Origin of the sequence: Claveliimonas bilis, assembly GCF_030296775.1 — a bacterium.
Lineage (GTDB): Bacteria > Bacillota > Clostridia > Lachnospirales > Lachnospiraceae > Claveliimonas > Claveliimonas bilis.
This window is the reverse complement of the sequence record NZ_AP027742.1, coordinates 66,321-79,798: the sequence shown is the minus strand read 5'-3', so window position 1 is coordinate 79,798 and position 13,478 is coordinate 66,321. Positions and strand designations below refer to the sequence as shown.

12 protein-coding genes are annotated in these 13,478 nt (G+C 44.2%); 9 read left to right on the top strand and 3 right to left on the bottom strand.

The window, feature by feature from the left end; translation table 11 throughout:
- Nucleotides 1-15: 15 nt before the first annotated feature.
- The 4 genes from R2J37_RS00310 (at nt 16) to R2J37_RS00295 (ending at nt 3,175) form a co-directional block, all read left to right on the top strand.
- The gene (locus tag R2J37_RS00310; protein ID WP_316265938.1) at nt 16-513 is read left to right on the top strand and encodes a hypothetical protein; all 498 of its coding nucleotides are present in this window, start codon (nt 16-18) and stop codon (nt 511-513) included.
- Nucleotides 497-1,066, top strand: coding sequence for a signal peptidase I (lepB, locus tag R2J37_RS00305; RefSeq protein ID WP_230107497.1), 570 nt, complete (start codon nt 497-499; stop codon nt 1,064-1,066). Before R2J37_RS00310 ends, lepB begins: the two co-directional genes overlap by 17 nt.
- A 54-nt stretch (nt 1,067-1,120) precedes the next feature.
- Entirely contained in the window at nt 1,121-2,704 is a 1,584-nt protein-coding gene (locus R2J37_RS00300; RefSeq protein WP_316265936.1) for a peptidoglycan DD-metalloendopeptidase family protein, read from the top strand.
- Between the two features lie 165 nt (nt 2,705-2,869).
- Nucleotides 2,870-3,175: a hypothetical protein gene (locus R2J37_RS00295; RefSeq protein ID WP_316265934.1), complete on the top strand. Its 306-nt coding sequence runs from the start codon at nt 2,870-2,872 to the stop codon at nt 3,173-3,175.
- A 77-nt stretch (nt 3,176-3,252) separates the two neighbouring features.
- Here R2J37_RS00295 and R2J37_RS00290 read toward each other — a convergent pair whose 3' ends face one another.
- Nucleotides 3,253-3,819, bottom strand: coding sequence for an NAD(P)H-dependent oxidoreductase (locus R2J37_RS00290; protein ID WP_230107500.1), 567 nt, complete (start codon nt 3,817-3,819; stop codon nt 3,253-3,255).
- 262 nt (nt 3,820-4,081) lie between these two features.
- Here R2J37_RS00290 and R2J37_RS00285 point away from each other — a divergent pair, with 262 nt between their 5' ends.
- The 5 genes from R2J37_RS00285 (at nt 4,082) to R2J37_RS00265 (ending at nt 11,161) form a co-directional block, all read left to right on the top strand.
- Nucleotides 4,082-5,686 (top strand): response regulator, encoded by a 1,605-nt coding sequence (locus R2J37_RS00285; RefSeq protein WP_316265932.1) that lies wholly within the window; start codon nt 4,082-4,084, stop codon nt 5,684-5,686.
- Nucleotides 5,683-7,554: a sensor histidine kinase family protein gene (locus R2J37_RS00280; RefSeq protein WP_256194787.1), complete on the top strand. Its 1,872-nt coding sequence runs from the start codon at nt 5,683-5,685 to the stop codon at nt 7,552-7,554. Before R2J37_RS00285 ends, R2J37_RS00280 begins: the two co-directional genes overlap by 4 nt.
- Nucleotides 7,544-8,515, top strand: coding sequence for a sugar ABC transporter substrate-binding protein (locus R2J37_RS00275; RefSeq protein WP_316265929.1), 972 nt, complete (start codon nt 7,544-7,546; stop codon nt 8,513-8,515). Before R2J37_RS00280 ends, R2J37_RS00275 begins: the two co-directional genes overlap by 11 nt.
- An 18-nt stretch (nt 8,516-8,533) precedes the next feature.
- On the top strand, nt 8,534-9,601 hold the full coding sequence (locus R2J37_RS00270) for a galactose ABC transporter substrate-binding protein (RefSeq protein ID WP_256194783.1): 1,068 nt from the start codon (nt 8,534-8,536) through the stop codon (nt 9,599-9,601).
- A gap of 111 nt (nt 9,602-9,712) precedes the next feature.
- A complete protein-coding gene (locus R2J37_RS00265) occupies nt 9,713-11,161 on the top strand; it encodes a sugar transferase (RefSeq protein ID WP_230107505.1) in 1,449 nt (482 codons plus the stop codon).
- A gap of 42 nt (nt 11,162-11,203) precedes the next feature.
- Here R2J37_RS00265 and R2J37_RS00260 read toward each other — a convergent pair whose 3' ends face one another.
- Entirely contained in the window at nt 11,204-12,193 is a 990-nt protein-coding gene (locus R2J37_RS00260) for a sugar phosphate isomerase/epimerase family protein (RefSeq protein WP_256194781.1), read from the bottom strand.
- Nucleotides 12,194-12,212: 19 nt separating this feature from the next.
- A complete protein-coding gene (locus R2J37_RS00255; protein ID WP_316265926.1) occupies nt 12,213-13,250 on the bottom strand; it encodes a Gfo/Idh/MocA family protein in 1,038 nt (345 codons plus the stop codon).
- Between the last annotated feature and the right edge of the window lie 228 nt (nt 13,251-13,478).

Sequence of the window (13,478 nt, the reverse complement as noted above, 5' to 3'; positions counted from 1 at the left end):
GGAGAAAAGGAAGCCATGTCAGAAAAAAAGAAATTACCGCAAACAGAGGAGATCGCCCGTTATATTGAAGAGATGGAGATCCGGAAGAAAGTAATCGGAGGCTGGGAAGAAGAGGATGTGCTGGAGCACATCCGAATAATCAGCGGGAAGTATGAAGAAGTGATCCGGAGCCTGCAGGCGAAGATAGAGGAACAGGCGGAGGAAGAGGAAGAGAGGAAGAAGGAATACGGGAAAAAGAGTACGGAACTGATTGACAGCATGGCCCAGATCCGAGAGTATCGGGAGCATATGCTGGGGAAAGCCAAAGAGGAGGCAGAAGAAATTTTAAAAGCAGTCCGGGAGCAAGAAAAAGAGGGCGAGGAGCGGATCCGGGAATTAAAAGTGATGTATGAAAAGGAGCGGCAGGAATATCAGAAAAAGGCAGGGCTTTTGAAGGAGCAGGGGCGCATTTTCAGCGAGAATGCCCGGAAGATTTTGGAGGAGATAGAGGCGCTTCATGACGGAATGGAATAGGAAGGAAATAAAAGAAGAGAGCCCGGTGGAACAGGCAGTTTCCAGTCGGATAGAAGAGATCCGAACAGAAAAGCGGGGCTGGAAGAAGTGGGCAGCAGGGACCGGAGCAATGGCTTGTGTACTTTTTTTGCTGTCTCATGTGTTTTTCGGACTTGCTGTTGTAGAAGGTTCTTCTATGGTTCCCGGATATCAGGATCAGGATCTGACCCTTTACGGAAAAGTCCGTGGGGAATTGAAACGAGGAGATGTGGTGCTTGCCAGGATACAGGATGGGAGGACACTGATCAAACGGGTCATTGGGCTTCCCGGAGAAGAAATTTATATAGAGAAAGAAAGCGGAGGAGTATACATAGATGGGGATAAACTGGAAGAACCTTATATACAGGGACAGACAAGCCCCGGGATTGGTCAGGAAAATCCGTTGACGCTGCAAGAAGGGGAATACTTTATTATGGGAGATAATCGGGAGAATTCTTCCGATTCCAGATATTACGGACCAGTGAAAGAAGGACAGATCAGAGGAAAAGTCTTATGGTCCTTAAGGAAGGATTAGGAGAAAGAACAGGAAAAAGGGGAGGAAAAACAGGAGGAAAGGAAGTGGAAAGGATTGGAAAAGAAAAAAGTAAAGAAAGTACTTCCGCTGCTGATGGCGGCGACCGTAGTATTTTCGGGATTCTCAACAGCGTGGGCAGAAGAGCCGTCAGGGGAGCAGGGATTGGGACAAGCTAATGAAGTAGAAATGTCAGGCGAGCCGGAAGTTTCAACGGAACCGGAGACATCGATGGAACCGGAAGAACCGGAGATTCCGGAGGAACCAGAGACACCGACGGAACCGGAAACTCCGGAAGTTCCAACGGAGCCAGAGACACCGGAAGAACCGGAAATTCCAGCGGAGCCGGAAACGCCAACGGAACCGGAAGAACCAGAGATTCCAGAGGAACCAGAGACACCGACAGAGCCGGAAACTCCGGAAGGTTCAACGGAGCCGGAAACGCCAATGGAACCGGAAGAACCGGAAATTCCAGCGGAGCCGGAAACACCAACGGAACCGGAAGAACCGGAGATTGCAGAGACACCAACCGAACCGGATAACGGGTCAGATGAAGAGACAAAACCGATTGCTCCGTCGCCATCTGTACCGCAGACAGGATGGAATCCACAGGTACTACCAGTGACGGGAAATCAAAAGGAAAGATTCCTGGAAGAGTTTACTCCGTCAGAACGGCTCATTCCCAAGGTTTTACGGATAAAGTACAGTACAGATATGCCTCTTGAGAATATTCCGCCCTTTATTACTACAGAGATGATCACAGGAGCTTTGAAGGTACAGGATGAATACGGCTATCCGGCTTCTGTAACGATTGCTCAGGTTATTCAGGAATCCGGATTTGGAAAGTATGGTCCTTATGGTGAGAAGGGACAGGGGCTTTCCTACCTGGCCTTTCAGTACAATAATCTTTTCGGAGTCAAAGGGAGAGGGCCGGCCGGGTCTGTTCAGATGAAAACAGGGGAAGAAACAGAAGAAGGGAGAAGCTATACCATTCGGGCAGGATTCCGGATGTACCATACATACAGCGAAAGTATGGAGGACAGGGCAAAACTTTTGAAGGAAGTATATAGTGATCTGATCGAAGGGGTAACGGACGCCAATACTTTTGCCATGAGGATCGGAAGCCGTTGGGCAACGGACGTTGATTACGGAAAAAGCCTGATCCGGCAGATGGAAACTTATGATCTCTATCGTTTGGACCGAATGACACTGGAGACTTTTGACAGTCTGCTTGGAGAGTTTGCAGATCCATGTCCGGGGTCACAGGTAACAAGCAGATTCGGGTGGCGGCAGTGGAGCCATTCCTATCATAAAGGGATTGACCTTGGAACCGGCAGTGAAAATATCCCTACCTATGCGGTGGCAGCGGGAACAGTGATTGAAGCAGGCTGGGGCGGATCCGCCGGCAACTGGATCATCATTGACCACGGAGAAGGAATTGTGACAAAATATATGCATCACAGCGAGATGTATGTCAAAGAAGGAGACAGGGTGGAAAAGGGAGAGCAGATCGGTTTAAGCGGAACCACAGGGCGTTCTACAGGGAATCACCTGCATTTCCAGTTGGAGATAGACGGAGAAGCAATTGACCCGGAACCATATCTTTTCCCAGAGGAAAGCGGACTGAACAGTCAGGACTAAAGGGAAGAGAGCAGCACATCAGAAAAATGGCAGTAATCCTCTTTTTTACTTGACATAAGTATAATTCGTCGATATAATAGATGACATAAAGACGATGTAAGTGAAATAGTAATTGAAAAATATAGAAGGAACAGTAAATTACACATATTCAAAAGGAGGAATACTATGTTAGAAAAACAGGATATTGAAATAATACGGTCGATTATGCAGGAGTCGGAAGAGCGGATAATGGAAAAATTCGATCAGAAGCTGCAGAGAGCGCTGCGTGAGACAGAGAATGGTCTACTTGAGGAAATGGACAGGATGAGAGAAAGCCTAGAAGAGAAAATTGCAAATGTCGATAAAAAGGTAGATAATCTGGAAACTTATTACAGGATAACAAAGCTTGAAAACGATAATACCTCCATTTTATTAAAAATAGTGGGGGACCTGCAGGAACGGGTGATCGTGCTGGAAAAGAAAACAGCATAATATACAAAACAAACGGATCAGACAGAGCACAGGATCAATGTGCTGTCTGGTCCGTTTGATAATAGAAATGGAAAAGATCAGAGCGCTTCTTTGATTCGCAAAACAGCGTCTTCAAGAATGCCGTTTACGTCAGCGCCCTGGATATCCAGGTTTTCAGCCTGAAAGCAGAGCACTTCCGGTATACTGTAAAAGGCATCAGACAGAGCCTTTACATAATCGTAGCCCAGGTTTCGGTCTGCGATAGGGCCGCCTGCTGTTGTCACATAAATGATACGTTTTGCTTTGCAAAGTCCCAGGGGAATACCGTCCGGGGAATACTGGAAGGTTACGCCGACTACTGTAACATGTTCGAGATATATCCTTAAGATGGAAGGAAAAGCCAGATCCCAGTAGGGCGCTGCAATAACAATTTCATCTGCGGCAGCAAACTGGGCTGCATAGCGAAATAGAGGATCTGAAAAATTTTTGGATGAAATAAGCTGGTTTCGCTTTTCTAACAGTTCCAGATCCAGAGGGGAAAGTTGTTCATGGCCAAGATGGACTTCTTCTATCTGTCCGTTTAATTTTTTCAGAACTTCCTGTGCCAGTAAACAGGTGCGTGAGCAGGGTCTTACGCAGGCATTGACAAATAATATTTTTTTCATGTTGACTCCTTTTTTGTTCAAATAATACTACCCTCTTTTTGCAAGAGTATATCCTTTGTGAAAAGAGAGTGGAGCGGATAAAGGATACGCTGTGATTTTACGATATACTTCCCTTATTTATTTGTCAAGACAGGGTTGTATGTTTCAAAACATCCGTAAATGTTTACAAATGGTTTTGGTGGTTGCTATAATAATAGCAGCCATTCTTTTGTATGGTAATGTTTATATGACGGATGGAAATTATGTACATGGAGAAAGATTTATGGATAAATATACGGTTCTTTTGGTAGACGACGAAGAAGAAGTTATACAGGTGATCATGAAGAAGATCAATTGGGAGGGCCTTGGGTTTTCTGTGATCGGCTATGCAAACAATGGCGTAAAGGCGTTTGAAATGGTAGAGGAGTTCCAGCCGGATGTAGTCATGACAGATATAAAGATGCCATATATGGACGGTATGGAACTGGCGGGACGGATCAAGGAGGAGTTTCCGGCAACTAAGCTTTTGATCTTTACCGGGTTTGACGAGTTCGAGTATGCCAAGGAAGCAGTACACCTGGAGGTAGAAGAATATATTTTGAAGCCGGTCAATTCACTGGAGCTTACAAATGTATTTACTCAATTGAAAATAAAGCTGGATCAGGAGATCAGTGAGAAAAGAAATACGGAAATCCTTCAGAAATATTATATGGAATCCCTGCCTCTTTTGCAGGCGAACTTTTATTCTACCTTGATAGAAGGAAGGATTATGGAGGGAGATCTTCCCAAATATATTGAAGATTATCAGATTTCCCTGAAAGGGCCGTTTTTTTGCTGTGTTGTGATCCATACATCCTCAAGGCAGGTTCCAAAGAATATGAACCCGGTGCTTTTGGCGACTTCTGTTCAGAAGCAGGCAATGGAACGATTGGGCGGTAAATGGCATCCAAAATATTTTTCCTATCTGGGAAATACAGTGATGATCGCACAGCTGAAGAATGAAAATGAGGTATCAGATCTGACAGACGAGTGCGATCGCTTCTGCCGCTATGCCAGTCGTATGATCGGAGCGGTGGTTATCATTGGAGTAGGACAGGTGTGCAGCGATATCCTGGAGTTGTCCCAGTCCTATAACGGTGCCAGGGAGGCGGTTTCTTACCGTGCAATATATGGCGCCTGCAGGGCGATCAACATTAAGGAAATTGCGCCTTCTGAAACGGGAAGAGCCGTTACGGCTAATGATGCGGAGTTATCGGAACTGTTTAAGAAGATTCGGATCGGATCACCTCAGGATGTGACGGAAGCTGTGGATAAGTATATGGATCGGATGTCTTTTCCCGATAAATCTTTGCAGTATCATCATATTGCTGTGATGGAGATGGTGAGCGCTCTGTACCGGTTTGTATCTAATAATGATCTGGTTGTGGAAGAATTTTCAGGGGATACAAGACAGCTGTACAGTAATCTTCTGGATCTGGAGCCGGAGGCTCTGCGAAAATGGCTGTTGGACATCAGTTTTTTATTTCGGGAAAACTTGATGAATGCAAGAAGCCGCTCCAGTAAATCTTTTGTATTCAGGGCCAAAGAATATATTGATAATCATTATTTTGAAGAGGAATTATCTTTGGACAGCATCTGTGATCTGCTGGGTGTTTCCAATTCCTATTTCTCAACCATTTTCAAAAAGGAGACAGGGCAGTCGTTTATCGGGTATCTGACCAGTTACCGAATGGAGAAGGCGGCGCATTTGCTGCTGGAAACAGCGGAGAAAAGTTACATGATAGCAAAAAGTGTAGGATATGCGGATCCAAATTATTTCAGCTATGTATTTAAGAGGCAGTTTGGAGTGTCACCGTCAAAATACAGGACGGAGCAGGAGGAAAAGTGAAGAAAAAATATTTCAGATATTTACAAAAATTAAAGCCAAGAGGGATACAGTCGGTTTTAATGATCGTTCTTTCTGTAATTTCTATTTCAATTATGATAGTTTTGGGTCTGATCCTGTATATGCGATTTTCCACTCTGTCCAGAGAAGATATGGTGCAAAGCACGCAGAAGCTGACAGAACAGGCAGGAGAAAGCATGGAGGATTATCTGGTGAGTATGCGCCAGATATCTGATGTCCTGTATTATAATATCATTAAGGAAAATGATTTTTCCAACCAGGATCAGGTGATTCAGGAAGGAATGAATCTCATGTACGAAGCAAACCGGGAAAATCTAAGAAGTGTTGCTTTGTACAACAGTTATGGAAGTCTTATGGCAGCGGAACCGGTGGTGTCTGAAAAGGCAGATCCCAATGTAACACAGCAGGATTGGTATGTGAAAGCGATGGAAGAAGTGGAAAATGTGCATTTTTCTACTCCTCATATTCAAAATCTTTTTGATGATAACAGTCTGCGTTACTATTGGGTCATCTCTTTAAGCCGTGCAGTAGAGATTACGGAAGACGGAGTGACCAGACTGGGGGTTCTTCTGGTAGATATGGATTATTCGGGCATTTCCCGGATGATGAATAAACTGAATACAGATAATAACGGACAGTATTATTATCTGTGTGACAGTAACGGTGAGATTATTTATCACCCCAGGCAGATCCAGATCAGTGATGGAATTAGCAGCGAAAACAGTAAGGGCGCTGCAGAATACAAAGACGGAGTTTATGATGAGAAGTTTGAAGGGGAGAGGCGGAAAGTCGTTGTCAATACAATAAGCTACACCGGCTGGAAGCTTGTAGGGGTAATTCCCTATTCAACTTTTACACATGGAATGATCGATATCCGGTATTTTATCGTAATGATCATTCTTGTGATGATTATGATGCTGTGTGCGATCAACCGGGTTGTTTCTCAGAGGATATCAAGGCCTGTCCTTCTGTTAAATGAGTCAGTCAGGGAATATGAAGCGGGGAAAAAGCCGGAGATTTATATTGGAGGTTCGCCTGAGATCCGGCATCTGGGACAGTCCATTCAAAATTCTTATGAACAGATCGACCGTCTGATGAAGGAGATTGTTCTGGAGCAGAACGAGCGGAGAAAGAGCGAACTGGATGCATTACAGAGTCAGATTAATCCTCATTTTCTATATAACGCCCTGGAATCTATTACCTGGATGGTGGAAGGCGAGCGTAATGAGGAAGCAGTATTTATGATTTCACAGCTGGCCCGCCTGTTCCGGATCAGCCTTTCCAAGGGACGTACAGTGATCAGCATTCGGGATGAGCTTCAGCATGCGAAAAGCTACATGAATATCCAGAAGATTCGTTATAAAAATACATTTTCAGTGAAATTCGATGTAGATGAAGAGGTTTATTCCTACTGTACAGTGAAACTGATCCTTCAGCCGATTTTGGAAAACGCTATTAATTACGGTGTCAGCAGTATGGATGACTGCGGAGAGATCAGGGTGACCGGAAGGAAAGAAGGGGAAGTCATTATCCTTGCAGTAGAGGACAATGGACTTGGCATGTCGGAAGAAGAGGTGGAATTTGTGCTCACAGACAGCAACCGGATCCATAAGCATGGTTCGGGAGTTGGACTGATCAATATCAACAACCGGATCCAGATTTTATTTGGAAAAGAATACGGGCTTGTAGTAGAGAGTGAGCCGGATGAAGGAACAAAGGTTTCCATCCGCATTCCGGCAGTTCCATACACAGAGGAAAACGGAAAGATTCTGGAAAACGGATATATATTAAGTAAAGAGAAGATCAATGATATAGAAGAGAAGACAAAGGAAAGCAAAGATGAAGAATGACAAGAAAACGTTTATTCTGATCGAGGCGGTGCTGGCAGTACTTATTCTCGTGTTGGCGATTGTTATGATCAGCGAGAAGAGACAGGATGACAGATACAAGATTTCAGTTGTTGTCCCAAATTCCGATGACCGGCAATGGTCAGCTTTTAAATATGGCCTTAGAATGGCTGCCGCTGATAATAACATAGAGATGTCTGTGGCAAGTACAGCAGAGACACTGACAGCCCAGGAGGAAGAGCGTTTGCTCCGGGATGAGATCGAAAACGGGGCGGATGCGCTGATCCTCTATCCGGTACCAGGAGAAGAAACAGAAGAAATGCTGCAGGAGATTGGGAAGAAAGTTCCCATTATGCTGGTGGGTTCTGCTTTAACAGATGGGGAAGACACTGTGTTCCCGGTGACGGAACCGGATCATTATACCATGGGAAAAGCCTTAGGGGAGGAATTGATAAAAGATTATGAAGGGAAACTTGACGGTAAAACACTGGGAATCCTTTCTGAAACAACAGATTCGGCAGCAGTGATAAGCCGGGAGATGGGATTTCGGGCTGCCCTGGCGGATTCAAATGTCAGGATCCGGTGGGCGGTAGGACATCCCTTTACAGAAGGCGGAGAGAGCTTTCTCGGAGTGCAGCCGGCGGTCGATATTATTGCGGCGCTGGATGACAGCAGCCTGACGGCAGCAGGAGAATGTGCGGCCTCAGACAGTCTCCACGGCGCACGGATTTATGGAATCGGAAATTCCACAGAAGCGGCTTATTATCTGGACACCGGTGTGGTGGAATGTCTGCTGGTAGCAGATGAATTTAATCTGGGATATCAGAGTCTTAATGAAATAGCCAAAGAACTGGATGATTATCTGTATCACATGCAGAGTATAGAAGTGTATCATACTATCATACGAAAGGAAGAACTGTTTTCTGAAGAAAATCAGGAAATTCTTTTTACAATGAGTCAGTAGAAAATGAAAGGAAGCGCAATGAAGAAAAAGAGAATTTTGTCGGCGGGAATCATTCTGGGAACGACAGCATTGCTTCTTAGTGCCTGCGGGAATCAGCAGCAAAATCAGGAAAACCGGCTTTATATAGGAGTTACTTACTACAATCAAAGTGACACTTTTTTAAATGAGATGCTTGACTCTTTTAAAGCGCAGTTAGAAGAGATGGAGGTTGGCGGCACAGTGCCTGCAGTGACGGTGAGAGATGCCGCGGGGCTGCAGAAGACGCAGAACGACCAGGTGAAAGAACTGATTGACGCCGGCTGTAATGTACTGTGCGTCAATCTGGTAGACCGGGCAGATCCGTCGGATATCATCGATCTGGCAAGAGAGTATGATGTGCCGATTATTTTCTTTAACCGGGAACCGGTGGCGGAGGATCTCATGCAGTGGGACCGGCTTTACTATGTAGGAGCAGATGCGAAGCAGTCCGGGGTGATGCAGGGAGAGCTGGCAGCAGACGAGATATGGGAGAATGAGCAGATCGACCGCAACAAGGATGGGAAGATTCAGTACGTTGTGCTGGAAGGAGAGGCAGGGCACCAGGATTCCGTTATCCGTACAGAAAATTCAGTGAATACGCTGCAGCAGAAAGGAATTGCACTGGAAAAGTTAAGTTACGAGATTGCAAACTGGAACAGAGCACAGGCGGAGAACCGGATGGAGCAGATGATCGGTCAGTATCAGACCAGCATTGAGCTTGTGCTGGCGAATAATGATGACATGGCGCTGGGAGCGATAGATGCTTATGAAAAGCTGAATTACAGTGAAACTTCAAGGCCTGTGATCTTTGGCATAGACGGAACAGATGATGGATTGAAAGCGATTCGGGATTCCAAGCTTACAGGGACAGTGTATAATGATAAAGAGGGACAGGCGGAAATGATGGCAAAGCTGGCAGCGGCTCTTGTATCGGGGGAGGGAATGGAAGATCTTCCTTTTGAAAACGACCGCTATCTTATGGTCCCTTATTTTAAGGTGACACCGCAGAATATAGAGGAGCTTCTGGGAGAAGAAAATATCAGTCCGGAAGCAAACGAAAGGGGATAAATTTGACATTTTACTGCTTATAAGTTAAAATAAAGCGACAAATTACATCGAAGAATCAAATATCCTGGAAAGACTATGTTATAAGGGAAAAAAGGGGAAGGAGATTACGCGATGTATAAAAAAGGTTCTAAGGGCTGGTTTAAACACGGTGATTTTCTCGTGTTGGATCTGATCTGTCTCCACATTGCTTTTGTATTGTCCTATGTGATCAGACATGGTTTTATCAACCCATACAGAATAGAAGTATACCGCAGCATGGCTATTTTCCTTACCATGGCGGATATTATGATCATTTTCCTGTTTGAGACATTGAAAAATGTACTGAAACGAGGATATTATAAAGAATTTGCGGCTATTGTGCAGCAGACACTGATATTGGAACTTCTGGCAACTCTTTATTTGTTCAGTGTACAGGATGGCTTTATCTATTCGCGTATCACTTTGTATGCGATGGGGCTTATTTACTTGCTGGTCACCTACTTTGTGCGTCTTGGGTGGAAGCGGCTGCTGCGAAAGAGGCTTAAGGACGAGCGGACATCGCTTATTATTATTACAACAGAATCCATGGCAGAGTCTGTTGTGCATGAAATTGTGGACTACAGTTTTGAGCGGTACAAATTGGCGGGAATCGTTGTGATTGATAAAAATATGGAAGGGCAGTCCGTCCATAAGATTCCGGTTGTTGCAACAGTAAGAACAGCAGCTGATTTTGTATGCCGGGAATGGGTGGATGAAGCGTTGGTTGTGATGCCGCCAAGAGATCCTTTGCCGGAACAGCTCATTAACCAGTTGAGCGAAACCGGAATCACCGTACACATTAATGTGGGGCAGCTGCCGGAATTTGAAGGAAAAAGACAGTTTGTGGAAAAGATCGGCCGGTATACTGTTCTTAGTACAAGCATAAATTATGCCACAGACAAGCAGCTTTTGGGAAAACGGATACTGGATATTATTGGAGGACTTGTAGGCTGCCTCATTACAATAGTCCTGTTCATTTTTATTGCACCTGCAATCAAGAAAGAATCACCGGGACCGGTATTTTTTACCCAGACAAGAATCGGGAAGAATGGACGCAAGTTTAAAATGTACAAATTCCGAAGCATGTATATGAATGCCGAGGAGATGAAGAAAGAGCTGATGGATCAAAATAACATGAAAGACGGCATGATGTTCAAAATGGATTTTGATCCGAGGGTCATTGGAAATAAGATTCTTCCGAACGGACAGAAAAAGACGGGTATCGGGGATTTTATCCGGAGAACATCGCTGGATGAATTTCCGCAGTTTTTTAATGTGCTCAAAGGAGATATGTCTCTTGTGGGAACACGGCCTCCTACATTAGACGAGTGGGAGAAGTATGAACTCCGACACCGGGCAAGACTTTCCATTAAGCCGGGAATTACCGGACTTTGGCAGGTCAGTGGGCGCAGCAAGATTACAGATTTTGAAGAAGTAGTCAAATTGGACAAGCAGTATATTACAGATTGGAGCATGGGACTGGATTTTCGTATTCTTTTCAAAACAATCCAGTCGGTGATCAAAAAAGACGGTGCGAAGTAATTTGCACCGTCTAATTTTGGACTCCCTCTTTGTCGGGAACGGTTATTGATGTTTTAAAGCGGAATCAAAAGAGGTTTCAGAAGGAGAAAAATTGATTTTCTTGACATATTGATAGGATTCTTTCATTCCGGCTAAACGATCCATCCCGGTATCTTCCCATTCTATGGAGAGAGGTCCCTGATAGCCGATCAGGTTTAATTCTCGTATGATTCCATCAAAATCAACATTCCCATGACCGACTGAAACGAAATTCCATTTTCGGCGGGTATCCCCAAATGGGAGGTGGGAACCAAGGATACCGGCCTTTTCATTTTTGTTTATTTTCACATCTTTCATATGTACATGATAAATATGATCTTTAAAATCTCTTAAAAATGTCAATTCATTTACACCTTGCCATACAAGATGGCTGGGATCAAAATTAATTCCCAGTGTATTGCGAAAATCAAATATTTCTAATAATCTTTGTGTAGAATAATAGTCGAAAGCGATTTCGGTCGGATGAATTTCCAGTGCGAACCGGATATGATATTGGTCAAAGACGTCTAATATAGGATTCCATAAATCATAAATATCCTGGAATCCTTTTTCCACCATGGCGGGAGTTGTCTGGGGATAGGAATACCACCATGCCCATATAGGAGATCCAGTAAAACCGGTTATAGTGTTTACGCCCAATAGACAGGCTGCCTCGGCAGTTTTTTTCATTTCTTCTATCGCCCATTTCCGAATTTTCTGGGGCTGTCCGGACAAATCGGAAGGAGCAAAAGCATCCAGGCGGGGGTCCCACACATCCCCGACACACTGTCCGGTGAGATGGGCGGACAGAGTCCAGCACTTTAATCCATATTTTTCCATAGTATCTTTTATGAAAGGAATATATTCTTTTTTGTACAGTGCGCTGTATACATTAAAATGGGCATGAGTGGCAAGCTCTAGGCCGTCATAACCGATGTCCGAAGAAATACGGCAAAGTTTTTCCAAAGGGAGATCTCCGAATTGTCCGGATGCCAATGTAATAGGTCTGTTCATTTTCTGTCGCTCCTTTCTTTTATTTTTGTCTGAGGGAAACCCACTCTCCAGTGCGGGCAGAATCCATACATGCGAAGACGGCTTTCATCGCGGAAAGAACATTTTCAGCGGATGATAAGGGGGATTTGCCGGAAGAGACGGCGTCTATAAAAGCATCTATTATACCGGAGTTTGTCTGATGATCGTTTGTCTGTATCTGGTCAAGTTGATAGTACTCATGAGTGGAATCTTTATGATCGATAACAATGGAATAGGAAGGGTGATCATACAGGCGCATTACACCGTCCGTTCCATACAAAATAGTAGAGTTTTCTTCTTCTCCATAATTTGACCAACTTACGGTCATGGAACCTATAATACCTCCTTCCAGCCTATAAATGCAAATGGCGTTGTCATCAACTGTTATGGGACTGCCGTCAGGCCTTTTTTTGTCCAGAGTATCCATGCAGGCCATGACAGCTGTTATTTCTTTTCCGGTCAGATATTGGATCAAATCTGTTTTGTGGACACCTAAGTCACCCATGGCGCCCATGGAAGATTTTGACTTATCGAAAAACCAGTTGTTTTGCCGGTCAATGGTCCAGTTTTCCGGCCCGCTGTGAGAAAAGCGGGTCTGAAAAGTGAGAACTTTTCCGATAGCAGTAGCGTCTATTAATTCTTTGGCCTTTTGATGTGTTTTTGTGAACCTTTGATTGTGACCGATCATTAAAATGTGCTGTGTCAAGGCGGCGGTTTCTGTCATTTGGATGCACTCTTCCAGTGTAATTCCCATGGGTTTTTCACAAAGGACATGTTTGCCCGCCTTTAGAGCCTGTAATGTCAGCGGAGCGTGGAATACATTAGCGGTACATATACTGACAGCATGAAGATTTGGAAGATGAAGCAATTCTTCAGCAGAGGTGCAGACTTTTGCATGATAAATTGAAGCGGTATTTTTTGCCCGCTCTATATTGGGGTCATAGACAGCTGCGACCCGGCAGTCCTGTCTCTGGCTGTATTCCGGCAGATGCCTTGTCAAGGCGATCTTGCCGCAGCCGATAATTCCTACATTAATCATAGCTTTTCCTCCTTATTATTTTATATGAAAGGGAGGTTAAAATGAAAGTATCACAGAGGAAAACAGGAAGTCAATATTTGTCAAAAAAGAAACAAAAAGAGAAGATGAGAGTGATAAAAATTAGCATTTTAATATTTCGGATTTATAACCAACAGGAATATTGGAGAAAATAAAGAGACAATATAGCGAATAATAGAAAAAATTTCCAATTAAAAGAAAAAAAGACAA

Excerpts from the sequence above, each read along its gene's own strand:
- R2J37_RS00260 (WP_256194781.1), bottom strand. The coding sequence starts at position 12,193 with ATGAACAGACCTATTACATTGGCATCCGGACAATTCGGAGATCTCCCT.
- R2J37_RS00270 (WP_256194783.1), top strand. The coding sequence starts at position 8,534 with ATGAAGAAAAAGAGAATTTTGTCGGCGGGAATCATTCTGGGAACGACA.
- R2J37_RS00290 (WP_230107500.1), bottom strand. The coding sequence starts at position 3,819 with ATGAAAAAAATATTATTTGTCAATGCCTGCGTAAGACCCTGCTCACGC.
- R2J37_RS00265 (WP_230107505.1), top strand. The coding sequence starts at position 9,713 with ATGTATAAAAAAGGTTCTAAGGGCTGGTTTAAACACGGTGATTTTCTC.
- R2J37_RS00295 (WP_316265934.1), top strand. The coding sequence starts at position 2,870 with ATGTTAGAAAAACAGGATATTGAAATAATACGGTCGATTATGCAGGAG.
- R2J37_RS00275 (WP_316265929.1), top strand. The coding sequence starts at position 7,544 with ATGAAGAATGACAAGAAAACGTTTATTCTGATCGAGGCGGTGCTGGCA.
- R2J37_RS00310 (WP_316265938.1), top strand. The coding sequence starts at position 16 with ATGTCAGAAAAAAAGAAATTACCGCAAACAGAGGAGATCGCCCGTTAT.
- R2J37_RS00285 (WP_316265932.1), top strand. The coding sequence starts at position 4,082 with ATGGATAAATATACGGTTCTTTTGGTAGACGACGAAGAAGAAGTTATA.
- lepB (WP_230107497.1), top strand. The coding sequence starts at position 497 with ATGACGGAATGGAATAGGAAGGAAATAAAAGAAGAGAGCCCGGTGGAA.
- R2J37_RS00255 (WP_316265926.1), bottom strand. The coding sequence starts at position 13,250 with ATGATTAATGTAGGAATTATCGGCTGCGGCAAGATCGCCTTGACAAGG.